Raw genomic sequence first — 23775 nt, forward strand, 5'->3', positions numbered from 1 at the left:
GGGTAATACCATTACAGCCGCATCGCCCGGCGCCCCCTGACATCAGAGGCTTTCATGACCGAAGCATCCGCGAAACCGACACCCGTCACCGTGCTTACCGGCTACCTCGGCTCCGGCAAGACGACACTGCTCAATCGCATCCTCTCCGAGAACCACGGCAAGAAATATGCCGTCATCGTCAATGAATTCGGCGAGATCGGCATCGACAACGATCTGATCGTCGAGTCGGACGAGGAAATCTACGAAATGAACAATGGCTGCGTTTGCTGCACGGTGCGTGGCGACCTGATCCGGGTCGTTGAAGGCCTGATGCGCCGCCCGGGCCGCTTCGACGGCATCATCGTTGAGACAACCGGCCTTGCCGACCCGGTCCCGGTCGCGCAGACCTTCTTCATGGACGACGACGTCCGCTCCAAGACGGAGCTGGATGCCGTCGTGGCTCTGGTCGACGCCAAGCATCTGCCGCTGCGCCTGAAGGACAGCCGTGAGGCCGAAGACCAGATCGCCTTCGCCGATGTCGTCGTGATCAACAAGTCCGATCTCGTCAGCCATGACGAACTGCACCAGATCGAGCACATCGTGCGCGCGATCAATCCGTCCGCTCGCATCTACTCGACAACCCGCTCGGGCGTCGATCTCGCCAAGGTCCTCGACCAGGGCGCCTTCAACCTCGAGCGCGCGCTGGAAAACGATCCCCATTTCCTTGATCATGAGGACCCCGACCATGTCTGCGGTCCCGATTGCAGCCATGATCATCACCATCATGACCATGATCACGGGCATGACCACCAGCATCACGATCACGATCACGATCACGGTCACCATCACCACGATCATGCGCCCTCGGCGATCCACGATGTGACGGTCACGTCCGTCTCGTTGCGCGGCGGCGAAATGAATCCGGACCGCTTCTTCCCCTGGATCCAGAAGGTGACCCAGACGCAAGGCCCGAACATCCTGCGCCTCAAGGGCATCATCGCCTTCAAGGGCGACGAGGAACGCTATGTGGTTCAGGGCGTTCACATGATCGTGGAAGGCGATCACCAGCGCCCGTGGAAGGATGGCGAGAAGCGCGAAAGCCGCCTCGTCTTCATCGGCCGCGAGCTGGATCGCGAGAAGCTCGAAGCGAGCTTCAAGGCCTGCGAAGCCACCGCCTGACCGGGGCAATTTGCCCCTTAACGCCAGAACTCTGCCTGAAAGAAAGCCTGAACGTATGCCTACAGTCGCCCCTCTCGATATCGAAGGTCATGTTGTCTCGACCCATTTTCTCGGAGACATCCCGGTCTTTGCTGCCGCGACGGGCGCCATCCACCGACTGGATGGTGGCGAGAAGGTGACCGAGGCCAATGCCGGCCTCCTCACCTGCGTCAAGGATCCGGCGAGCCAGACGTTGCTGACCGGCGGCGAAGACGGCCGCGTGCTGCGCGTCGCCCATGATGGAACCGTCACCGAACTCGCCCATGTGCCACGCAAGTGGATTTCGGTCGTGGCACCCGGCCCGCAAGGGGCGGTCGCCTATGCCCATGGCAAATCCACCTTCGTGCGCCTTGCCGACGGCACGACGAAGGAATTCACCGAAGAGCGCACGGTCGAGGCGGTCGATTTCGCTCCCAAGGGACTGCGCATCGCGGTCGCCCGCTACAACGGCGTCACGCTCCATTGGGTCGGTACGGCAGGGGCTCCCGTGGATCTCGACTGGAAGGGCGCCCATACGGGCGTGACCTTCTCGCCTGACGGCCGCTTCGTCGTGACGATGATGCAGGAAAGTGCCCTGCATGGCTGGAAGCTCGACGGCAAGGCCGCCGACACCCGCCACATGCGCATGACAGGCTATCCTGCCAAGGTGAAGTCCCTCTCCTGGTCGCCCAAGGGCAAATGGCTCGCCTCGTCCGGGGCGCCGGCTGCAATCGTCTGGCCCTTCTCCGGCAAGGACGGCCCGATGGGCAAGGCGCCGCTCGAACTCGGCACCCGCGCCAACATCCTCGTCACCCATGTCGCGTTTCACCCGATGGAAGAGGTTCTCGCCATCGGCTTCATCGACGGCATGATCCTCGCCGTGCGGGTTACAGACGGCAAGGAGGCGCTTCTGCGCCGTCCGGGCAAGGGTGCAGTCACCTCGCTTGCCTGGAGCAGCACCGGCAAGCTTCTGGCCTTCGCCTCCGAAGCGGGCGACTGCGGCGTCATCGACATCACCGGCTGATTGCTGACAGCAAGGCCTCGAAACCTCTTGTTTGCGTGCAGATCCCGGACGTCATCGCCGCGCCGAATGCAAGATCTGCACTACGCTGGTCGATACCTTCGACCAGCGTTTGCAACCGCTGCGTCAGGACCGCAATCACTCCATTCTGCCGCCTGAACCCGGGCGAGCGGACACAAAAAAGCCCGGCTTCCGCGAGGAAGCCGGGCTTTTCCGTATCCGTTGGATCCGATCAGAACTTGACGGCGAGGCCGACATTGACCGTGTGCTGGCTGAAATCGACGTCTGCGCCGCCGAGGTCGCCGTTGCCGAAATCGTTGTAACGATATTCGACGCGGGTGAACATGCGGTCGGTCAGGGCGTAGTCGACGCCACCACCGATGGTCCAGCCATGCAGCGTGTCGTCGTCGCCAGCACCCTCAATGTTCGTGCCGGTGTAACCACCGGCTGCGAACAGCAGCGCGCGGTCCATGGCATAGCCGACGCGCGCACGAGCCGACCAGTTCATGCCGGTCTCGTAGTCTACGCCGGCTACGTTTTCTTCGTTCCAGTCGTAGTTCAGGTCGCCTTCGACACCGACGACCAGCTGGTTGCCGAGATCCCAGTTGTAACCTGCAAAGCCACCAAAGCGGGCGCCATCGAAGCTATCGTCGATACCGCCGACTTCGCCGTCACCCCAACCATAGCCGGTCAGGATACCTGCATAGCCACCTGCCCAGGAAAACTGCGGCACGGTTTCGACAGACACCGGCGGCTCAGCCGGAGCTTCGTAGATTGCGTCAGCTGCAAAAGCCGAGGTCGAAATCGCCAGAGCGGCGGCAGATCCGAGAAGGATGCTCTTCATCATGTTTTTAACTCCTGTGTTACAAGGCCACTTATAACGCCACCTCTGGTTAAAGTATGTGATGATTATACAACATAACCATCTAAACCCAACCGGCGCTTTTGTTCCCGCCCGTGCGAAATAATTCGCGCCGGACCCCGCAGCAGGAAGCTTCGAACAGCAAAATGGTTCCTTGATATGGCGGAAAAAAGGACAACTGTGTCAGCAACACGTGGCCGATGTCTGAAATCCGCCACACCGGCAGCCGTGCAGCAATACGACGGCGCAGTATCGCGTCGTTCAAGCAACTGCGTTGCCACGCTTTTTCCGCTCTGAGCCCGCAAGGTGGCAGACGGCGGATCAGCAACCTAAAGCGGAACGCGGAAACTCACAAATTTGAAAGCTGCGTCAAAGCAAAGGGCCCGGCGCGACGAGTCGCGACCGGGCCCTTCAGCGAGCATCCGGGAGCCTTGCTCAGGCTGCGCGGCGCAGGTCCGTCGGCTGCGACAGCTTGCGACCGGATGGAACCACCATGCCGGCGGCTCCTTCGAGCCAGCCGGGCACGAGTTCCAGTGCCAGGAAGCGGTCGCGCGCAAACGGACCCGGCATCACCAGATGCTGCGTCTTGTCGGCAAAGAAGCCGAAGCGCTCGTAGTAAGGGGCGTCACCAACGAGAAGCACGGCGCCGTGTCCGCGCTTGCGGGCTTCGAGAAGCGCTGCCCGCATCAATGCGCCACCAATGCCCTTGCCCTCATGCATCGCATCGATGGCAAGCGGGCCGAGCAGCAGGGCATCGATCGCCCTGCCCTCACGGCAGATTCCGGCTTCGACGTTCCACAGGCGCACCGTACCGATGACATGGCCCGCGGCATCGCGCGCGACGAGCGCCAGGCCCTCGGCCGGAATCCGTCCGTGACGGATCTTCTCCGATGACTTCTTGCGGCGATCGCGACCCATGGTGCGGTCGAGCAGCGCCTCGCGTGCGACGACGTCGGCAGGCGTTTCAGTATCGATGACAAAGGCAGGCGCGAAAAGCGCACGCATGCTGGTCAGAACAGCGGCCATGTTGGCCTCCCATCCCAAGCGATGACGATGATTGTGAAGGTCCGCGCCGGTTGTCCGGCGCGGGAGACGTCAGATGACGTAGGACTTCAGCGGGTCGAAGCCGTTGAACGCCACCGCCGAATAGGTGGTGGTGTAGGCGCCGGTGCCCTCGATCAGAACCTCGTCGCCGATCGAAAGCGAGATCGGCAGCGGATACATGTTCTTCTCGTACATGACATCGGCCGAATCGCAGGTCGGACCGGCGAGAACGCAGGGCTCCATGGCATCGGCATCATGGGCGGTGCGGATCGGGTAACGGATCGCTTCGTCCATGGTTTCGGCGAGACCACCGAACTTGCCGATGTCGAGGAACACCCAGCGGTGCTCGTCATTGTCAGACTTCTTCGAGATCAGCACGACTTCCGCCTTGATCACGCCGGCATTGCCGACCATGCCGCGGCCGGGCTCGATGATGGTCTGCGGGATGTTGTTGCCGAAGTGCTTCTTCAGCGACTCCTTGATCGCCAGACCATAGGCTTCTGCCGACGGGATGTCGCGCAGGTACTTGGTCGGGAAACCGCCACCCATATTGACCATCTTCAAGACGATGCCCAGCTTGGCCAGCGAATTGAACACACGCTTGGCGTCGGCAAGAGCGCCGTCCCAGGCATCGACCTTGGTCATCTGCGAGCCGACATGGAACGAGACGCCGAAGCTTTCGAGACCGAGCTGGTGGGCGTAGACGAGAACGTCGACGGCCATCTGCGGCACGCAGCCGAACTTGCGGGAAAGCGGCCATTCGGCGCCGTCGCCGTCCGTCAGGACGCGGCAGAACACACGGGCGCCGGGAGCGGCACGGGCGATCTTCTCGACTTCCTCGTGGCTGTCGACGGCATAGAGGTCAACACCGAGTGCAAACGCCCGGGCGATGTCGCGCTCCTTCTTGATGGTGTTGCCAAACGAGATGCGCGAGGCATCCGCACCGGCATCGAGCGCCATCTGGATTTCGGCAACGGAAGCGCAGTCGAAGTTCGAACCGAGCGAAGCCAGGAGCTGGAGGATCTCGGGCGCAGGGTTCGCCTTGACTGCGTAGTAGATGGCGCTGTCCGGCAGGGCATGACGGAAGGCACCGAAATTGTCGCGCACGACATCGAGGTCAACCACGAGGCAGGGACCTTCAGGACGTCGGGTGTTGATGAAGTCGAGGATGCGTGCAGTGGTCATCGATCTAACCTTCCAAATTCCAGTTATCCGAGGCTGCCAAGCTTCGGATGGACAAAGGACGGCGAGACATCGCTCGAAACCAGTCGGTGGAGACACCGGTACCGTACGAACGCTCGACGCGCGAAACTATGGATCGAAACGCTCGATACCGAGCAAGTAGATCCGCTTTGTCTGCCATGGATTGGAGGGGAACCCTACCGCACTTCCGGCAATGATGGTGTGCCTCTGAAGTAACTCCGGCTGATGGAAAGCCGGAAGAGACTAGAAAGGCCCGCACCGTCGTTGCTTCGTATGTCCTCGCATTTTCCGGTTGGCCGGAATAGCGACTGGAGGGGTTAGTTCCAGGTACCTTACCGATAACCTCACCTTAGGGATAAATCCCAGTTCGAGGGTCGGCGGACACACACGGGCACGTGCGACTTTGGGCTGAACAGGACATAAGAAATGTGTTCGTCATAATCAAGAGGAAATTTTTGCCCTGCTTAATTTTGCTGCCCAGCATACTGTTCATTGAACAATTTCCTCCATACGTTCACAAACAGCGACAAATTGGGGGATTGAGATGGACACGCTCACGCGAATACGGGCCTTCATCGATGTGGTCGAAGCCGAGGGCTTTTCCGCAGCCGCCCGCAAGACCGGCCGCTCGAAGGCACTTCTGTCCAAATATGTCAGGGAGCTCGAAGACGAACTCGGCGCGCTTCTGCTCAACCGCACCACGCGGCAATTCTCGCTGACGGAGGCCGGCCACACCTACTTTCGGACCGCCTCCGACATTCTGAAGGAGATCGACAACCTCGCCGATCTCGTGCGCGAGAACAATGCCGACCTCAAGGGCAAGCTCAAGGTGACGGTCCCCCGCACCTTCATCGACGCGGATGTCGGCCAGTCGCTGATCGATTTCGCCAAGGAAAATCCGCAGATCTCGCTTGAAATCGTCGCCGAAGACCGCTTCGTCGATCTGATCGAGGAGGGCTTCGACCTCGGCATCCGAATCACCAAGCTCGACGATTCCGGAATGATCGCGCGCAAGCTCTCCGACTTCCAGGTCTATGCCTGCGCCACACCCGCCTTCGTAGCCGAGAACGGCCCGCTGACCCATCCGAGCGAGTTGTCGCGCGTTCCCTTCCTCATCGACACCAACTCGCGCTCGCACAACAGTCTGCGTTTCGTCGATACGAACGGCGAGACCATCTCGGTCAGCGTGACAGGCCCGATCGAGGTCAACAGTCCGCTGGCGACACTGCGGGCAGCCCGCGCCGGCATGGGCATCGCGATGATCCCGGATTTCATTGCCAGGCCCCATATCGCCTCCGGTGAACTCGTCTCGCTGTTCGACGACTTCATCGCCAAGGATCGTGGCATCTATGCCGTCTATCCGCATCGCCGCTATCTGCCGGCCAAGGTCCGCGCCCTCGTCGATTACCTTCACGCATGGTTCAAGCGCTATTCCTGAAAGGTATGGCGGGCACGAAGTCCCACTTTCGTCCCAATTATCGGACAGGGAGGGACCGTCAGTGGGAATGCGGGAAGGGTGTTTGAAGCATGCGGAAGAGCCTCGGTTACTGCGCGGCCGGAGCGGCCATGGCGTTTGCAGCGCCGGCCCTCTCCCATCCGCACATCTTTGCCGAAGCACGCGTGGAGATCGTTGCGACAGACGACGGCATGCTGAAGGAACTGCGCAATGTCTGGCGCTTCGACGACATCTTCTCCTCCAGCGTCCTCATGGATTTCGACAAGAACAGCGACCTGAAGCTCGACCATGGCGAATTGAGCGAGATCGCAAATACGATCCGCGACTCGCTCGGCGACTACGGCTACTTCACCTTCATCACCGCGGATGGCGCATCGAGCGAAGTCGCCAAGCCGGAAATCTTCAATGTCGACTTCAAGGACAATCAGCTTCTCGTTTTCTTCGTCGCCAAGCCCAAGACGCCTGTAAAGATCGGCGGCTCCATGACCTTCGGCGTCTATGACCCCACGCTCTACACCGCGATCGACTTCGCCAAGGATGAGGACATGGTTGTCGAGGGCAAGCCATTCGAGGCCTGCACCCACAAGGTCGTCCGCCCGGATCCCGACCAGGTGATCGCCCAGAACCAGTCGAACCTGACGGAGGCCTTCTTCAGTGATCCGGCCGGCACGGATATGGGCAAGCTCTTCGCGACGCGGCTGGAGGTGACATGCTGAGGATCGCGGGGCGCCTGTTACCCGCACGCTTCGCCGTCGCCGCCCTCACCCTCTTCTTGGCCGCCGGCTTCGCACATGCCGCTTCGCCGCTCGGGATCGGCGCTGCCGAGCCGAGCTACCAGCCCGCAAGCGGCCCCTTCGCCGAAATCCTGGTATGGATCAACACCCACCAGCAGGCCTTCTATCGATCGTTGACGAATGCGCTGAAGGCGATGCGCGAGGATCCCTGGAGCCTGGTCACCCTGGTCGGCCTCTCCTTCGCCTATGGCATTTTCCACGCCGCCGGTCCCGGCCACGGCAAGGCAGTGATCTCGTCCTATCTGCTAGCCAACGAGATCGAACTGCGCCGCGGCATTCTCGTCTCCTTCGTCTCGGCCTTCCTGCAGGCCTTCGTCGCCATCGCCGTGGTCGGCGTGACCTACATTTTCTTGCGCGGCACATCGATCAGCATGACCGCTGCGACGCAGACCCTGGAGATCGCGAGCTACGCGATGATCGTCGCCTTCGGCGTCTGGCTCCTGATACGCAAGCTCAGGGCTTCTTTCGCCAGAGGGACGCCGACGGGCGCGAGCGGAGCCCTGTTCGGAGGGGCTGATACCACAGCCACCGGCAGCGTTACGGCCTCGCTCTTTGCCGAGCCGGCGACGCAATCGACACCGCGCGATACGGCCGGCTCCCGCTTCCGGGCCATGGCCGTCGCCCATGACCATGATGCACTGGCGCCGGGCTCCGTCTGCCATGAATGCGGCATAGCCCACGCGCCGGATCCGAGCCTTGTCGGCGGCAATACCTTCAGCCTACGGGATGCCTGGTCGGCCGTGATTGCAGTTGGCATGCGCCCCTGCTCCGGCGCATTGCTCGTCATGACCTTTTCACTGTTGAACGGTCTGCTGCTTGGCGGAATACTCTCGGTCCTCGCCATGGCGCTCGGCACGGCAATAACGGTCTCGGTATTGGCAAGCCTCGCCGTCAGCGCCAAGAGCGTGGCCCTCCGGCTCTCCGGCCCCGGCTCACGCCGCGCCGGTATCGTTGCCGGCTCCATCGAAGTGGCGGCGGCAGTGCTCGTCATTCTGCTCGGGGCGCTGCTGCTCGCTGCGAGTCTGACGGCTTGAGCCGATCAGCTCTCGTCCGGCTCGTGGCTCCGCTGATAACGCGAGCGCAGCCACAGGATCAGGAAGATCGCCATCAGCGCAATGGCGCCGACAAAGGCGCCCAGTTCCGGCGAATAGCGGCCGATCCAAAGCACGACGGTCGGCACGAGCAGCATCAGCCCGAAGATGACGGCAACGACAACTGCGGCCTGTCTCGTCTGTGAGCGGGAGGACGGTGCAGCCGCACCCTGCCTTGCGATCTTCTTCGGCTCCGGCAGAAAGCGGAAGGCATAAACCACGAGCCCTATCACCACACAAAGGCCGACCGACAAGGCGACGGTGGCATTCTTGTAGCTTCCATAGGCCAGTGCTGCGACGACAACGGCGGTGCCGGCATAGAGGATGATGCTGAAGATGTTCGGCTTCACGATGTGATTTCCTATCAGGTCTGGGCCGCGGCCAGCTCGGCCCGCAGGTCTTCCAGCCGGCGCTTCTGGCGTCCGACCTCGTCGAAATTTTGAGGATCGAGCCAGGCCTCGAATGCGGCCCGGTTCAGTGGCCATTCTCTGTCGATCATAGAGAACCAGGCCGTGTCGCGGTTCTTTCCCTTGGACAGCATGTGCTGGCGGAAGACGCCCTCGAAGCTGAAACCGTAGCGTTTCGCCGTCACCTTGCTCGGCACGTTCTCGTTATGGCACTTCCACTCGTACCGGCGGTAACCGAGATCATCGAAGACATGCCGCGCGAGCAGGTAATGCGCTTCGGTCGCGAGAGGCGAACGGCTCATCGCGGGGCCATGTGCGACGCCACCGACCTCGACAACGCCGTTTGCCGGATCGGGCCGCATGTAGTTGGCCATGCCGACGACCGTCCCGGTCGCCCTGTCGAGAAACACCTCGGTGATCCATCCGCTTTTCTGGACGGCAGTCAGCCATGCGTCGAAATCATCGATCCCGGCAAAGTCCGGCTGGGTGAAATAGGTGAGCAGCGAATTGACCTCATGGCCACCCAGGCCCTCCCACAAGGTTTTAAGATGGGTCGCGCGATCATAGGGTTCGACCACGACGAACCGCCCCTCCAGCCGGACGGGCTGTGGCGCCGGACATCCCTTGAAGGTGGACAGGTCACGCATGGCAGAACCTCAGGCTGATCAATCGTCCGAGGCTTAAGTCAGGCAGGCGACAAAGGCAACCGTCGGAGCGGCACCCGGGCGGACCGGATGCCGCAGGCGATCAGAGACTGATCTTGGCGGAGGCCACGGTCGCCTCGATATGATCGACCAGCGCGTCCGGAAGGCCAAGACGGCCGGCGAGCATGTCGAGATAGCCGCGTTCAGTGCGGGTGTCCGGTTCGATGGTGAGGCGCGAAGCGGTGTAGATTTCGACCCGCTGTTCCTCGGTCTGGGCCGAGGCGACAAGCGCATCGAGATCGATCGGCCTTGCGAGCTCCGCGTCGATGAAAGCTTCCGCTTCCGTGCCGAGACCGGACAGATGCACCTTGTCCATGATCCGCGACCGTTCGCCCGCGTCGATATGACCGTCGACCTTGGCGGCCGCGATCATTGCACGCACCAACGACAAGGCAAAGTCGTTGGAAACGGCCTGGGGCTCAGTGCTGAAAGGCGAATCCTTCGGCGGCGGCAGAAGTTCGGGCAGCGCCTGGGACGGTTCAGGTTTCTGACCGGCCTGGTAATTCTTGTAGGCCTGATAGCCGAGACCGGCGATCACGGCGAGACCGCCGAGCTTCAAGGCGTTACCGCCAATCGAGCGGCCGGTCTTCGTGCCAAGCAGAACGGCCGCAAGAGCGCCACTCTTCCAGGGATTGGCCTTGGCCATCCCCAGGAGATCATTGCCCTTCTGGCCGATCGACCCGGATCCTCCCGGCACCTGTGATCCCAGGAACTGATCCAGCAGCTTCTTGGCGTCGAACATCTTGGTCTCCTTGTTGTCTCTGTCGCTCCCTAGATAGGAAGCGACTTCGATTTTACAAAGAGCGTGACGTTGGAGCCGACGTGAATGTCAGCCCTTGAGGGCTGCGGCTTCGCTGGCGAGTTTGGTGATGCCTGCCCAGTCACCGGCCGAGACCAGTTCCTTCGGTGCAACCCACGAACCGCCGACGCAGACGACGTTCGGCAGCGACAGATAGTCCATGGCGTTCTTCAACGAGATGCCGCCGGTCGGGCAGAACAGCGTGCCGGCGAGCGGCGAAGACAGCGCCTTGAGATAGGCGGCACCACCGGCCTGTTCTGCGGGGAAGAACTTCAGAACCTTGTAGCCCTCTTCACGCAGCGCCATGACTTCGGACGCGGTCGCCGCACCCGGAAGCAGCGGAATGTCCGACTGGCGGGCGACATCGAGCAATTCCTGCGTCGTGCCGGGGCTGACGATGAACTGCGAACCGGCATCGACGGCTGCTGCATAATGGGCGGCATTGAGGATCGTGCCGGCGCCGACCACGGCGCCCTCGACTTCCCGTGCCACCAGACGCACGGCTTCGAGCGCGGCTGCGGTGCGCAGCGTGATCTCGATCGCCTTCAATCCGCCTGCGACAAGCGCGCGCGCCAGAGGCACTGCGGTCTTGGCATCCTCGATGATCAGGACCGGAACGACCGGCTGAAGTTTCAGGGTGGAGAGGAGCTTTTCGGTTTTATCGCCCATGGCAGGACCCTCTTTTAAAACGATTAGATCGGCAGTTCACTAACGCGCGTCGACTTCGATGTCGAGCCCGACAGGTAACACGGAATCTTTCGGGTTTCCTAACACTCCGGCCTCCGCTATGGTCCGGCGGCGGAATATTTTCGGGGCGTGAGCATATGGCGAAGGAAATCGAGCGCAAGTTTCTCGTCCGGACCGATGGCTGGAAAAGCTCCGTCACTTCCGAAACGCGAATTCGGCAAGCCTATATCGCCGCCGAGGCGGATCGCTCGGTGCGCGTCCGCACCCGCAATGACGAGACCGCCCAACTGACGATAAAATTCGGCAAGGGCATGCTCACGCGCGACGAATTCGAATACCCGATCTCCCATGACGACGCCTTGGAAATGCTGGCCTTCTCGATTGGAAACGTCATCGAAAAGACCCGCTTTACCGTGAACTTCGAGGGCTTCACCTGGGAAATCGACGTGTTCGAGGGTGTCTATCGCGGGCTCATCACCGCCGAGGTGGAGATGGCTTCCGAAGACGATGCCCCGGCGCTGCCGGCCTGGCTCGGCCGCGAGGTGACCGGGGACAAGCGCTATTCCAACCAGGTCCTCGCCACTGAGCGCACGCGGCCGGAGCTGGTGCATGCCATATCGCATTAGGCCGGACCGCCCGCTTCTCGCCGAAGTGCAAAACGTTGCACGCCGGGAACTGGAAAAGGCGATCGAAACGCTGGAGGCGAGACCGGAGGGGCTGCACGAGGCGATCCATGCGGCCCGCAAGATCTTCAAGCGCCTGCGCAATCTCTATCGCCTTGTGGCGCGGGGCGACAAGGCTTTCTGGCGCCGGGAGAATACGAGATTGCGCGAGGCCGCCCGCAGCCTCTCGAGCATCCGCGATGCCACGGCCCTGATCGAGACGGTCGAGCATCTCTCGGTCCACGCCCTGACCGACGACGAGGCCGAGACACTCGCGGCAGCCCGCGAAGTGCTGGCCCTGCGCCGCGACGACATCGCCGAGAGCGAACGCGACCTTGAGGCCAAAGTGTCCGGTGTCGTTACCGAATGCCGGGCCGCTGTCTCGGCCCTGCACGATCTTTCCCTGCCCTCGAAAGCCGGCCATACCGCTCGTCTCGTCGCCCGGGGCTGGCGCAGAAGCCTCGACGAGGCCCACGAGGCGCTCGACACCTGCAAGGGCGAGAGCCATGGCGAAGCCTTCCATGACCTTCGCAAGGCCTCGCAAGCCTACTGGATGAACCTGTCCCTGCTGAGCGACCTCTGGCCGAGCGCCTTTTGTGCAAAGCGCCGGGACGCAAAGAGACTTGTCGACCTGCTCGGCCACGAACACGACCTGACGGTGCTCATCACCCTGCTCGACCAAGAACCGGAAATCTTCGGCAATGGGGAAGGTCAGTCCTTCCTGCTAGCCATCATCATCCGTCGCCAGATGGACCTGCGCCGCGAGGCTCTGACCTTGGCCGGCCGCATCTTTGCCGACGCCGCGAAGGACGAGGCCGACATCATCGAGACCCTGTGGATGAGGGCAGCGATCCAGCGCCGGACCGGTTGATCCCGGCCACCGCCCGTCCCCAGGCGCAAGAATTGACAAATCCCAAACTTGGCGCGGCCAGCGGAAATCCGTTGCGCTGCAAGGGGAGAGGCGGTATTTCGCAGCCTATGACCGAACACATTGCAGCACCCCGTCACGAAGAAGGCGGCGCTTTTTGCGTCGCCGCGCTCTACCATTTCGCAAGGTTTTCGCGGTTTGAGAGCTTCCAGGAGCCGTTGGAAACGCTGTGCAAGTCGCATGGCGTCAAGGGGACGTTGCTCATTGCCCATGAGGGCATCAACGGCACGATCGCCGGCACCGATTCCGCGATAGCAACCGTGCTTGCCTTCATCCGCAGCCAGCCGGAATTTTCCAACCTCGAGCACAAGGAAAGCCGGGCCTCCAGGATGCCTTTCCTGCGCATGAAGGTGCGGCTGAAGAAGGAAATCGTGACGATGGGCGTCGAGGACATCGACCCCAACGAGATCGTCGGCACCTATGTCGACCCCAAGGACTGGAACGAGCTGATCTCTGATCCCGAGACCATCGTCATCGACACCCGCAACGATTACGAGACCGCGATCGGGCTCTTCCGCGGCGCGGTCGATCCGAACACCAAGACCTTCCGCGAATTTCCGGACTGGGTGAAGAACAATCCCGGCCTGCACAACAAGCCGAAGATCGCCATGTATTGCACCGGCGGCATTCGCTGCGAAAAGGCGACCGCCTTCATGAAGCAGCAGGGCTTTGAGGACGTCTACCACCTGAAGGGCGGCATCCTGAAATATCTGGAACAGGTTCCCGAAGAGGAGAGCCTCTGGGACGGCGCCTGCTTTGTCTTCGACGAACGCGTCTCGGTGACTCACGGCCTGAAAGAGGGCAACCACAAGCTTTGCCACGCCTGCCGTAATCCGATTACGGCCGAGGAAGTGACGCACCCTCACTACGAGGAAGGCGTCTCCTGCAGCCATTGTTATGAAAGCCGCACCGAAGCAGACCGCGACCGGTATCGTCAGCGCCAGCTTCAGATCGCGCTGGCAAAGAAGCGCGGCGACAAGCACATCGGCGGCTAGTGCCGCCGATCAGTCAGAGCCGCTCATCCTGAAATTGCGTCACCGCGCTTCCAGTCTCGGCGCCCCCAGTTGCGCAACCGCATGCGCGGAGCAACGGCAAGAGCAAAGAAAGGTGCGGCCGCAAAGGCGGCGATGACGACGAACGGCAGCAGGATCTTTGCGTGGGCGGCGAGAGCCGGGACTGACAGGACGAGAACAGCACCAGCGCCGAAGATCACGGCATTGATCATCATGCTGCAGACAATTCTGAGCCAGGTATCGGTGGTAAACATCTGAAGTCTCCTTTCAGGGAAGGAGAAGCCCCGAGCCCCGTCCCGGGTTCCCGAATGTTCACGCGCGATGTCAGACCAGCATCGCCCCGTCGCGGTTGCCGGCAAAAGCGAGCTCGGCGGCCTTGGCCCGCAGTTCCATCGGCCGCAGCATCAAGGCACCGATCTCTTCCGGCGATTGTGGGCGGCCAAAGAGATAGCCCTGCAACTGGTCGCAGCCGGCAAGCCGCAGGATGACGGCCTGCTGTTCGGTCTCCACACCTTCCGCCGTCACGGGTATGCCGAGCGACCGGGCCAATGCCACCGTCGCCTGCAGCATTTCGACGGCGCGGTGACCGCGATCCAGCGACTGGACGAGCGACCGGTCGATCTTCATCCGATCGAAGCCGAACTGCCTGAGATAACCGACGCTGGAGAAACCTGCGCCGAAATCGTCGAGCGCGATGCGCAGCCCGAGCGCCCGGAGCCGCTCCATGGCCAGACGCGCGCGATCCGGGCTCTGAATGAAATAGGTCTCCGTCATTTCAAGGACGACACGACCGGCCTCGATATTGGTCTCCTCGAACATGGCAGCGACACGGTCGACGAAGGACGGATCCCGGAACTGCCCCGGTGACACATTGACCGAGAGCTTCAATTCCGGCCAGTGAGAGAGTTGCTGCAACGACTGGCGCAAGACACAGAGACCGAGCTGATCGATCAAGCCGCTCGTCTCTGCAATCGGGATGAAGACATCTGGCGAAACGGGGCCATGCCCCCTGCGGGTCCAGCGGGCCAGTGCCTCGACACTGACCAGCGCAAACGTCTTGGCATCCACGACGGGCTGGTAGACCACCTCGATCTCGCTGCGGGCGATCGCCGCGCGCAGATCGATTTCCATCTGGTTGCGGGTCTCGCGCTCCTCGTCCATGCGCGGGTCATAAACCGTCGACCGGCCCCGCCCGCAATCCTTGGAGGAATACATCGCCATGTCGGCGCGCCGTGTGAGCTCGCCACCGTCGACGCTCCCCCCCTCGGAAACGCACACGCCAATGCTGCATCCGACCACGACGGTCCGCTCTCCGAGAAGCACAGGCTCATCGAAGAAGGCGAGGATCGACTCCGCGAGATGGGATGCCCGCACCTGGGCATCCTTGCCGGTCAAAACGATCCCGAACTCGTCACCGCCAATGCGGGCAAGCCCGGCTTTTTCCTCGACCAGGACCGAGAGACCGGCCCCGACAGCCCGGATCAACCGGTCCCCGGTCGCGTGGCCATAGGCATCATTGACTTCCTTGAACCCGTCGAGATCGAGATAGAGCAGGACGACATCTTCGCCCGCGTCACGCCCGCGCTGGACCGCGTCCTCGAGAAACTGGTTCAATCCCGCGCGATTGAGAAGCCCGCTCAGCCGGTCGGATTGCGCAAGCTTGACGGCATTTGCCTCATCCGCCCGGACGCGCCGCATCTCTGCATTTCCCAGGACCACGAGCAGAAGGCAGTAGATGATGATGATCACAAGCGCCGCCGTGATCAACGGCTTGACCTGTTCACGGCTCTGATCGCCCGGTACGCGCGGAATCCAGGCAAGCGACGCGACCGGCTCGCCTGATGGGGCAGAGATCGTGACGGAGGTCTTGCTTGAGGATGGCGGAATGAGCTCGAGGCCTGGAAGCACATAGGCCTCCGAGATCCGCTCCACGGTCGAGGGCGACAAGTGCCGAATGAAGGAGAGATAGACGAATTCGTCCTGCGGCCTGCCGATGTCGCCGGATTTGGGCCGGATGAGCGCAACGCCGGCAGAGCCAATCCCCTTCTGGGTCCTGACGAAGCCGAGCGCTTGCGGAACAAGCCCACTCTGGCCCGTGCGCACCTTTTCGAAAAGCGCCATGAGTGCCGGCGTCAGATACCCCTCGGCGCGCCCGTCGATCGGGGAACCGTCGGCATAGGCCATCATCGGCTGGCCCTGCGCGTCCAGCACGATTGCGACATCGAAGAGGTCACTGTCGAAGGTCATGTCGCCGAAATTGCTGATCATCCAGGCCATGTCCTGGTTGTCATAGGCATTGGCCGCCGCGTCATCCCAGGCGGTGTAATCGAGCAGCGTGGCACCCAGTTGGTGCTCGAATGTCTGGATGGCGCCGACCAGCGTCTCGCGCGACCGTTCCTCGTCCAGGTGATTGGCATAATTTGCGACGCGCTCGAGTGCGGTCATCACGATCGAGGCGACCATCATCGCCATCGTCGCGAACACCACGAGCAACGCCGCGACTGCCACCCGTCGGGTAGCGAGTGGTTGGAGCCGTCCGTTCAGATCGCGAAGCCGCATACGAGTTACCCAAGGCTGAAACTACACCTTGCGACACAATATGTTCAATTTGGCTTAACATGCTGAACAGCATGCCGAATAACGATTTATCGGGGTATGCGGATGTCTGGCCGATCATGAAAAAAGGCTCCGGTTGCCCGGAGCCCTCACGGCCGACCTGGAGGTGCCGGCGGGAGACTGTTGACCGTCGTCAGGCGACGGTCGAAACGAACTCGTCCTTCGGGCGACGCACCTTCTTCAGGTTCGCAAGCCAATCGCCCTCGGCAGCACGATAACCGATCGGCAGAATGGTGACCGAACGCAGGCCCTTTTCGCGCAGGCCCAGGATCTCGTCGAGCTTGGCAGCATCGAAACCTTCCATGGGTGTGGCGTCGACGCCCTCGAAGGCGGCAGCAGCAACGGCCATGCCGAAGCCGATATAGGCCTGGCGTGCAGCATGCTCGAAGTTCACCGCCGCTTCACGCCCGGGATACATGTCGAGCAACATCTGGCGATAGTTCTCGAAGCCCTCGTTCGTGGTTCCACGCTCTTCATTGGTGAGGTCGAACATGTGGTTGATACGCTCGACGGTGTAATTGTCCCAAGCGGCGAAGACGAGCAGATGCGAACCCTCAGTGACCTGGGCCTGGTTCCAGGCGATTTCCTGAATCTTGGCGCGAACGTCCTTGTTCGTCACCACGATGACTTCGAAAGGCTGCAAGCCGCTGGAGGTTGGCGCGAGGCGGGCCGCTTCGAGAATACGCTCCACCTTGTCTTCGGAAACGACCTTGGCCGGGTCCATCTTCTTGGTGGCATAGCGCCAGTTCAGCTTTTCAATGAGTGCGGACATGCTGTCGCTCCTGGTTGGACCCGTGCGGCGCCTTGGGAGTTGGCAGGACCAGCAGGGTCTGGTATCAATTCGTAACCAGGCCTAAATATGTAACCATCAATTTTGTGCAAGAAGGCACATTCCTGATACCAGGTTACATCGATGGAACGATTGGATCCGCCATGTGCGACAATTATGACCCGACAAAATGCCAGACCGTCAGCGAGATGCTGGCGCGGCTGGGCGACAAGTGGACGGTCCTTGTCATCATGATGCTCGGCGACGGACCACAGCGCTTTTCCGATCTCAAGCGCTCCGTCGTCGGGATCTCGCAGCGCATGCTGACATTGACTTTACGGGCGCTGGAAAGAGACGGCATCGTCGAGCGGACGGTGCAACCGACCGTGCCGCCAAAAGTGGAGTATGCGCTGACGGACCTCGGACGCTCATTCGGCGAACCGATCCGGGCACTGGGAGGCTGGGTCTTCACCCATCACGACCGCATCCGGTCGGCCCGCGCCGAGTTCGACCAGCGCAACGAGGCCGACTCCGGAAACAAGCTGATCAAGCTCGGGTGAGAACGCTAAATTAGGGGCGGTTCGCGCCGCTGCATCAGTCCGGCTTGAAATTCCCCTTGGGAAATTCGAGCGCCAGATCGCGGTACCACTTGCCGCTCTTCTTGATGGTGCGGACCTGGGTGTCGTAGTCGACATGCACCAGCCCGAAGCGCATCTTGTAGCCTTCCGCCCATTCGAAATTGTCCATCAGCGACCAGGCGAAATAGCCCTGCATCGGATATCCCTCGGCAATCAGATCGGCGACCTTGTCGAGATGCTCGGCGTAATAATCGAGCCGCGGCTGATCCTCGACCTCGCCGCCCTCGACGTCCATATTGTAGCAGGCGCCGTTCTCGGTGATGTAGCAGACCGGCAGATCGTAGCGGGCATAGAGCCGCTCGATAAGCGACTTCAAAGCCGGCGCATAGACCTCCCAGCCGATATCGGTCTTCACCTCGGAGACCGGCGGAGCATTTGACGTTGCCGGGAATTCTGCGCCCGGCGTCGGATCGTCGGCGACACGCATCGGCGTGTAGTAGTTGAGCCCCCACCAGTCGAGCTTCTGGCTGATGATCGCGAGATCCCCCTCCTCGCTCTTGGGCATGCGACGACCAAGCGCGGACAGGAAGTCTGCCGGATACTCTCCTTTGAACACCGGATCGAAGAAGACGCCGTTGTGGAACTGATGCGCGCGTTCGGCCGCCGCCTTGTCGGCGGCGCTGTCCGAGCCGGGCAGCGTCTCATGCGCATTCAGCACCAGCCCGACCGGCACATTCGGCGCGATTTCGCGGATCGCCTGCACCGAGAGCCCATGCGCGAGATTGGTGTAATGCAGCGCATGCAGTGCCGCATCCATGTTGCGTTCGCCAGGTGCATGAATGCCGTAGAGATGGCTGAGCCAGACCGAGCACCAGGGCTCGTTGAAGGTTGCAACCGCATCGAGCCGATCGCCGAGCCGCTCCATGACGACCTTGGTGTAACGCTGGAAGGCCTGCGCTGTAGACCGCGCCGTCCAGCCCCCCTCGCCCATCAGCGCCAGCGGCAGATCCCAATGATAAAGCGTCGCATAGGCCTTGATGCCGCGCGCCTTCAGGCCATCGACGAGCTTGTCGTAGAAATCGAGACCCTTTTCGTTGATCGGGCCGGTGCCTTCGGGAATGATACGCGGCCAGGCGATCGAGAAGCGATAGCCGGTGACGCCCATGTCCTTGATCAGGTCGAGATCGCTTTCCCAGCGATTGTAATGATCGCAGGCCAAATCGCCATTGTGCCGCCCGAACACACGGCCCGGCATGTTGGAAAACGCATCCCAAATCGAGGGCTTGCGCCCATCCGCCTTCGACGCTCCTTCGATCTGGAAGGAGGCCGTGGCTACGCCGAACAGGAAGTCACCGGGAAAACGCGAGGCGAGAGCCTTGGGATCGATCATGGGAAATGTCCTTCGTCGGATCGAGGCGGAAGGGCCGCCGCTGGTCAGTCGATGAGCGGTTTAGAGCAATCGGACGACGCGGTGAAGACGGCGGAAATAAAAAACTGCAACGTTTCAGTTTTCACACCCTCCCATTGAGGGGGAGCGTCGGAGCGAAGCGCCGGGGTGAGCAGAATGCCGGCGTGACCTCCTCGCCCCCCGGGGAGAGGATCACCGATCGAAGCGGAGGCGAGGTGAGGGGCGGATCTGCAAAGCTTCTGCAGGGCTCGTGAAAGCCATGCCCCTCATCCGCCCTGCGGGCACCTTCTCCCCGCAGGCGAGGAGAAGACCTAACCCGCAAACGCCTGACATCCCTCTCCCCGCTTGCGGGGAGAGGGTCAGGGTGAGGGGCATTTGCGCCAGCGTGAACCTTACACCTTCACCCAACCGCCATTTTGCTTCGAAGACGCGATGCAAGCCTCGACAAACGCCACGCCCTTCACGCCGTCATCGACAGTGGGATAGACGACCGCCGGATCGACCGCAGCACCAGACTTCGCCGCGTTGATGGCCGCCGCTGCTTCCGTGTAGATCGTCGCGAAGGCTTCCAGATACCCCTCCGGATGCCCGGACGGGATCCGGGTGACGCGGGCCGCAGCGGCATTTGCCCCTGCCCCGCCGCGCGTGATCAGCTGCTTCGGTTCGCCCAGACGCGTGAACCAGAGATAGTTCGGATCTGCCTGCGTCCATTCGATGCCGGCCTTGGTGCCGTAGATGCGAACCTTCAGCCCGTTCTCGTTGCCGGTCGCGACCTGGCTGCACCACAGCATACCCTTCGCACCGCCCTTGAAGCGCAGCATGACATGGGCGTTGTCGTCGAGGCGGCGTCCTTCGACGAAGGTGTGCACATCGGCGGCCAGCTCATCAAGCTCGAGGCCCGAGATGAACGAGCCGAGATTGTAGGCGTGGGTGCCGATGTCCCCGGTCGAACCGCCAGCACCGGACTGTGCCGGATCAGTTCGCCAGACGGCCTGTTTCGCGCCAGTCTGCTCGACGGGTTCGGCTAGCCAGTCCTGCGGATACTCCATCTGCACAAGCCTGATGTCGCCAAGGTCACCCGATGCCACCAGTTCGCGGGCGTGGCGGACCATCGGATAGCCGGTATAGTTATGCGTCAGGATAAACAGCGCCTTTGCCTTGTCGGCAATGGCCTTGAGCGCCTTGGCGTCTTCGAGGTTCGATGTCAGCGGCTTGTCGCAGATGACATGGATGCCCTTTTCGAGGAAGGCCTTGGCGGCAGCAAAATGCACATGGTTCGGCGTCACGATCGACACCGCCTGGATGCCGTCTTCCCGCGCCGCTTCCTTCTCCGCCATCTCCTGGAAGGAACCGTAGCAACGCTCCGGGTCAAGGCCGAGGTCACGTCCGGACGCGAGCGACTTCTCAGGCGTCGACGAAAGCGCGCCAGCAACCAGATCATAGTGGTCGTCCAACCGGGCCGCCATGCGATGCACCGCACCGATAAACGCCCCCTGCCCGCCGCCGACCATGCCCAGCCGGATCTTCGGTGTCCGCTCGCCCGTCTTGCTCGCTTCGATCGCCATGATGCGTCCTCCTTCTTTAAGCTGCGTCTGGAGTTCACGCTCCAGATCCGTTAGACTGACATCCGTAAAGAAGGATGCCCTGACAGTGAACAACTGAGATCCGCCTCTTCTGAGGCAAAGCATTTGAAGCCGGTGTCAGCGATTGACGCGACGCCCAAGCCAAGCTTTTGCAAGGATCTCAACCATGCCTTTTCTCGACCCGAGACAACCCCATCCCATCACGCTCGCCGATGGCACGCCCTATCGCGAGACCGTTCAGCTTGCCGCCGTCATCGATCATCCCCGCATGGAGATCGGCGACTTCAGCTACTTCACCCATTCCCGCACAGTGGAAGAGACGGCGGCGATCCTCGCGCCCTATCTCTACCCCTTCAGCCAGGAACGGCTGCTGATCGGCCGCTTCGTGCAGATTGCCCGTGAGGCGATCCTCATCACCAGTTCGGCCAACCATGCCATGTCGGGCGTAACGACCTATCCCTTCCGCGTCTTCAGCCCTGACACCATCGAAGGCTACCAGGACCTGCCTTTTCAGGACACAATCGTCGGCCACGACGTCTGGATCGGCCATGGCGCAACGATCATGCCGGGGGTCACGATCGGATCCGGCACCATCATCGCCGCCCGCGCCGTGGTAACCCGTGATGTGCCAGCCTACACCATCGTCGGCGGCAATCCTGCAACCGTGCTGCGCCAGCGCTTCACAGACGAGAAGATCGCCGATCTGCTGGCACTGGCCTGGTGGGATTGGCCCATCGACAAGATCGAACGGGCCTTGCCCCACCTCGAGAGCGGCGACATCGCCGCCCTCAGGCAGGTTTAGGGATCAGAGACCCAGCATCCGGCGGTTGGCCGCATCGTCGGTCCCGCCGGAGGCGAAGTCGTCGAACGCCTTTTCAGTCACGCGGATGATATGCGCCCGGACGAAATCTGCCCCTTCGCGGGCGCCGTCTTCCGGATGCTTCAGCGCGCATTCCCATTCGACAACAGCCCAGCCGTCGAAATCATTCGCCGCCATCTTCGAGAAGATTGCGCCGAAATCGACCTGGCCGTCACCGAGCGAACGGAACCGTCCTGCACGCTCCACCCAGCCCTGGTAGCCGCCATAAACACCCTGCCGACCGGTCGGATTGAACTCCGCGTCCTTGACGTGGAACATCTTGATCCGGTCCTTGTAGATGTCGATGTTGTCGAGGTAGTCGAGGCACTGCAGCACATAGTGCGACGGGTCATAGAGCATGTTGGCGCGGGAGTGGTTCTTCACCCGCTCGAGGAACATCTCGAAGGTCACGCCGTCATGCAGGTCTTCACCCGGATGGATCTCGTAACAGACGTCGACGCCCTGCTCCTCGGCATAATCGAGGATCGGCAGCCAGCGGCGCGCGAGTTCATCGAAAGCGGTCTCGACGAGACCGGCGGGACGCTGCGGCCAGGGATAGATGTAGGGCCAGGCGAGCGCGCCCGAGAAGGTCGCATGCGCCTTGATGCCGAGATTGCGAGAGGCCTTCAGCGCGTACTTGACCTGCTGCACGGCCCATTCCTGACGTGCCTTCGGATTGCCGCGCACTTCCGGTGCGGCAAAGCCGTCAAAGGCTTCGTCATAGGCCGGATGCACGGCGACCAGCTGGCCCTGAAGGTGGGTGGAGAGTTCGGTGATCTCAACGCCATTCTGGCGGGCGACACCGGCGAGCTCATCGCAATAATCCTTGGATTCGGCAGCCTTTTTCAGGTCCATGAGCTGCCCGGCCCAGGTCGGAACCTGAACGCCGACATAGCCCTTGTCCGCCGCCCATTTGGTAATTCCATCCCAGGTGTTGAACGGTGCGGCATCACCCGCAAACTGGCCGAGAAAGATCGCCGGTCCCTTGATCGTCTTCATGAATTCTCCTCCCTGAGTATTCCTGCAACGTTTCCGTGAACGATTACAGGAGATGGAATTTCGACACAACCGCAATGATGGCTGCAGCAGAAGTCTGCCCGGGAAAAACCCGGGCAGACTGATGGGGCTCGACTTTCCGGATCAGAACGGAGAATCCGGGAAGTAGTAAGCTTCCGCGTTCTCAGGCGTGATCAGCGTCGCGTCCAGCGTATAGGTCCCGTGGACCGGAACGCTGTCGTAGAGAGCGGCGGCAGTCAGCTCCATGGCCGTGCCGACCATTGACGGCGGATAGAGAACATTGACCGGGACCATCTTGTCGCCATCCATGACCTTCTTGATCATGTCCTTCGAACCGGCACCGCCGATGATGTACTGGATGTCGGTACGGCCGGCCTGTTCGATCGCCTGCAGCACGCCAACAGCCATGTCGTCATCCTGGCACCAGACCACGTCGATCTTCGGATATTTGGTCAGGTAGTCCTGCATCACCTTGAAGGCGTCGTCACGGTTCCAGTTGCCGAACTGGCGATCGAGGATCTTTACGTTGGATCCTTCGATGCCCTTGTCGAAACCGTCCTGGCGCTGCTGGTCGATCGGGATCGGCATGCCGCGGATGACGACGACTTCCGCATCCGGCGTGGTCTCGGCGATGTATTTGCCGGCGACTTCACCGAGAGCAGGGTTGTTGCCGGCGACATAGAGGTCGCGGACGGTGTTGTCGTTGACGGAGGGCGCACGGTCGACGAGAGCGACGAACTTGCCGCTATCCTTGATCTGGCGGATCGCGTTGACCAGCGGATCCGGATCCGTCGGCAGAATGACGAGGGCGTCGATGCCCTGTGTCGCCAGATCCTGCACGGCATTTGCCTGGCTGGACGGGTCAGCGGACGTCTTCACGACGACGTTGAGGCCCGGATGACGCTCCATAAGCTGCTTGGCGATACGCTCGGCGTGATAGATGACACCCGATGTCCAGCCATGTGTTGCAGCCGGGATCGAGACGCCGATCGTCTTGGCGTCCTGGGCCTGCGCGGCGCCGAAGATCGACACGAGCGCGGTCATGGCGACGGCCATGCCCATAAGTTTCTTGTGCATTGGTTTCCTCCCAAAGTGACG

The 23775-nt window shown here is 61.7% G+C and carries 24 protein-coding genes; 10 read left to right on the forward strand and 14 right to left on the reverse strand.

What is annotated here, in order from left to right:
• The first annotated feature begins 54 nt into the window (after window positions 1–54).
• Window positions 55–1158, forward strand: a complete 1104-nt coding sequence (locus QTL56_RS09665) for a CobW family GTP-binding protein (RefSeq protein WP_245136028.1) — start codon at window positions 55–57, stop codon at window positions 1156–1158.
• Between the two features lie 55 nt (window positions 1159–1213).
• The gene (locus tag QTL56_RS09670) at window positions 1214–2200 is read left to right on the forward strand and encodes a WD40 repeat domain-containing protein (protein WP_229574607.1); all 987 of its coding nucleotides are present in this window, start codon (window positions 1214–1216) and stop codon (window positions 2198–2200) included.
• Window positions 2201–2429: 229 nt separating this feature from the next.
• Here QTL56_RS09670 and QTL56_RS09675 read toward each other — a convergent pair whose 3' ends face one another.
• The 3 genes from QTL56_RS09675 to odc2 all read right to left on the reverse strand — a co-directional run bounded on the left by QTL56_RS09675 (window position 2430) and on the right by odc2 (window position 5288).
• Complete coding sequence (locus QTL56_RS09675; RefSeq protein WP_229574950.1) at window positions 2430–3041, reverse strand: outer membrane protein; 612 nt, start codon at window positions 3039–3041, stop codon at window positions 2430–2432.
• Window positions 3042–3494: 453 nt separating this feature from the next.
• Entirely contained in the window at window positions 3495–4085 is a 591-nt protein-coding gene (locus QTL56_RS09680; protein ID WP_245136025.1) for a GNAT family N-acetyltransferase, read from the reverse strand.
• A gap of 69 nt (window positions 4086–4154) precedes the next feature.
• On the reverse strand, window positions 4155–5288 hold the full coding sequence (odc2, locus tag QTL56_RS09685) for an ornithine/lysine decarboxylase (protein ID WP_245136023.1): 1134 nt from the start codon (window positions 5286–5288) through the stop codon (window positions 4155–4157).
• Between the two features lie 562 nt (window positions 5289–5850).
• Here odc2 and QTL56_RS09690 point away from each other — a divergent pair.
• From QTL56_RS09690 to QTL56_RS09700, 3 genes are all read left to right on the forward strand, one after another.
• Complete coding sequence (locus QTL56_RS09690; RefSeq protein ID WP_245136021.1) at window positions 5851–6744, forward strand: LysR family transcriptional regulator; 894 nt, start codon at window positions 5851–5853, stop codon at window positions 6742–6744.
• An 89-nt stretch (window positions 6745–6833) separates the two neighbouring features.
• Window positions 6834–7478, forward strand: coding sequence for a DUF1007 family protein (locus QTL56_RS09695; RefSeq protein WP_370660336.1), 645 nt, complete (start codon window positions 6834–6836; stop codon window positions 7476–7478).
• Window positions 7479–7480: 2 nt separating this feature from the next.
• Window positions 7481–8590 carry a nickel/cobalt transporter gene (locus QTL56_RS09700; protein WP_370660357.1) on the forward strand — a complete coding sequence of 370 codons (1110 nt, stop codon included), beginning with the start codon at window positions 7481–7483 and terminating at the stop codon, window positions 8588–8590.
• A gap of 5 nt (window positions 8591–8595) precedes the next feature.
• Here QTL56_RS09700 and QTL56_RS09705 read toward each other — a convergent pair whose 3' ends face one another.
• From QTL56_RS09705 to QTL56_RS09720, 4 genes are all read right to left on the reverse strand, one after another.
• Window positions 8596–8997: a hypothetical protein gene (locus QTL56_RS09705; RefSeq protein WP_229574612.1), complete on the reverse strand. Its 402-nt coding sequence runs from the start codon at window positions 8995–8997 to the stop codon at window positions 8596–8598.
• Between the two features lie 14 nt (window positions 8998–9011).
• The gene (locus QTL56_RS09710) at window positions 9012–9701 is read right to left on the reverse strand and encodes a GNAT family N-acetyltransferase (RefSeq protein WP_229574613.1); all 690 of its coding nucleotides are present in this window, start codon (window positions 9699–9701) and stop codon (window positions 9012–9014) included.
• A 100-nt stretch (window positions 9702–9801) separates the two neighbouring features.
• Window positions 9802–10500: a tellurite resistance TerB family protein gene (locus QTL56_RS09715; RefSeq protein WP_229574614.1), complete on the reverse strand. Its 699-nt coding sequence runs from the start codon at window positions 10498–10500 to the stop codon at window positions 9802–9804.
• A gap of 87 nt (window positions 10501–10587) precedes the next feature.
• Window positions 10588–11226, reverse strand: coding sequence for a 2-dehydro-3-deoxy-phosphogluconate aldolase (locus QTL56_RS09720; RefSeq protein ID WP_229574615.1), 639 nt, complete (start codon window positions 11224–11226; stop codon window positions 10588–10590).
• Between the two features lie 155 nt (window positions 11227–11381).
• Between QTL56_RS09720 and QTL56_RS09725 the strand changes: the two genes are divergently transcribed.
• From QTL56_RS09725 to trhO, 3 genes are all read left to right on the forward strand, one after another.
• The gene (locus tag QTL56_RS09725) at window positions 11382–11870 is read left to right on the forward strand and encodes a CYTH domain-containing protein (protein ID WP_229574616.1); all 489 of its coding nucleotides are present in this window, start codon (window positions 11382–11384) and stop codon (window positions 11868–11870) included.
• Complete coding sequence (locus tag QTL56_RS09730) at window positions 11854–12777, forward strand: CHAD domain-containing protein (RefSeq protein WP_245136016.1); 924 nt, start codon at window positions 11854–11856, stop codon at window positions 12775–12777. Before QTL56_RS09725 ends, QTL56_RS09730 begins: the two co-directional genes overlap by 17 nt.
• A gap of 107 nt (window positions 12778–12884) precedes the next feature.
• The gene (gene trhO / locus QTL56_RS09735) at window positions 12885–13829 is read left to right on the forward strand and encodes an oxygen-dependent tRNA uridine(34) hydroxylase TrhO (protein WP_245136015.1); all 945 of its coding nucleotides are present in this window, start codon (window positions 12885–12887) and stop codon (window positions 13827–13829) included.
• A gap of 23 nt (window positions 13830–13852) precedes the next feature.
• Here trhO and QTL56_RS09740 read toward each other — a convergent pair whose 3' ends face one another.
• The 3 genes from QTL56_RS09740 to QTL56_RS09750 form a co-directional block, all read right to left on the reverse strand.
• Window positions 13853–14101 carry a hypothetical protein gene (locus tag QTL56_RS09740; RefSeq protein WP_245136013.1) on the reverse strand — a complete coding sequence of 83 codons (249 nt, stop codon included), beginning with the start codon at window positions 14099–14101 and terminating at the stop codon, window positions 13853–13855.
• Between the two features lie 70 nt (window positions 14102–14171).
• The gene (locus QTL56_RS09745) at window positions 14172–16406 is read right to left on the reverse strand and encodes a putative bifunctional diguanylate cyclase/phosphodiesterase (protein WP_245136011.1); all 2235 of its coding nucleotides are present in this window, start codon (window positions 16404–16406) and stop codon (window positions 14172–14174) included.
• Between the two features lie 190 nt (window positions 16407–16596).
• The gene (locus QTL56_RS09750; RefSeq protein ID WP_245136008.1) at window positions 16597–17235 is read right to left on the reverse strand and encodes an NAD(P)H-dependent oxidoreductase; all 639 of its coding nucleotides are present in this window, start codon (window positions 17233–17235) and stop codon (window positions 16597–16599) included.
• Between the two features lie 161 nt (window positions 17236–17396).
• Between QTL56_RS09750 and QTL56_RS09755 the strand changes: the two genes are divergently transcribed.
• On the forward strand, window positions 17397–17792 hold the full coding sequence (locus QTL56_RS09755) for a winged helix-turn-helix transcriptional regulator (RefSeq protein ID WP_245136006.1): 396 nt from the start codon (window positions 17397–17399) through the stop codon (window positions 17790–17792).
• 34 nt (window positions 17793–17826) lie between these two features.
• Here QTL56_RS09755 and QTL56_RS09760 read toward each other — a convergent pair whose 3' ends face one another.
• Together QTL56_RS09760 and QTL56_RS09765 are read right to left on the reverse strand one after the other, a co-directional pair.
• Complete coding sequence (locus QTL56_RS09760; protein WP_245136004.1) at window positions 17827–19200, reverse strand: GH1 family beta-glucosidase; 1374 nt, start codon at window positions 19198–19200, stop codon at window positions 17827–17829.
• 410 nt (window positions 19201–19610) lie between these two features.
• On the reverse strand, window positions 19611–20783 hold the full coding sequence (locus tag QTL56_RS09765) for a Gfo/Idh/MocA family protein (protein WP_245136003.1): 1173 nt from the start codon (window positions 20781–20783) through the stop codon (window positions 19611–19613).
• A 184-nt stretch (window positions 20784–20967) separates the two neighbouring features.
• Here QTL56_RS09765 and QTL56_RS09770 point away from each other — a divergent pair, with 184 nt between their 5' ends.
• A complete protein-coding gene (locus tag QTL56_RS09770; protein ID WP_245136001.1) occupies window positions 20968–21603 on the forward strand; it encodes a CatB-related O-acetyltransferase in 636 nt (211 codons plus the stop codon).
• 3 nt (window positions 21604–21606) lie between these two features.
• On the opposite strand, the gene QTL56_RS09775 is transcribed toward QTL56_RS09770, so the two are convergent.
• Together QTL56_RS09775 and QTL56_RS09780 are read right to left on the reverse strand one after the other, a co-directional pair.
• Window positions 21607–22659 carry a sugar phosphate isomerase/epimerase family protein gene (locus QTL56_RS09775; RefSeq protein WP_245135999.1) on the reverse strand — a complete coding sequence of 351 codons (1053 nt, stop codon included), beginning with the start codon at window positions 22657–22659 and terminating at the stop codon, window positions 21607–21609.
• Window positions 22660–22800: 141 nt separating this feature from the next.
• Complete coding sequence (locus tag QTL56_RS09780) at window positions 22801–23754, reverse strand: substrate-binding domain-containing protein (RefSeq protein WP_229574627.1); 954 nt, start codon at window positions 23752–23754, stop codon at window positions 22801–22803.
• Window positions 23755–23775 lie beyond the last annotated feature (21 nt).

Source organism: Peteryoungia algae, assembly GCF_030369675.1.
Taxonomy (GTDB): domain Bacteria; phylum Pseudomonadota; class Alphaproteobacteria; order Rhizobiales; family Rhizobiaceae; genus Allorhizobium; species Allorhizobium algae.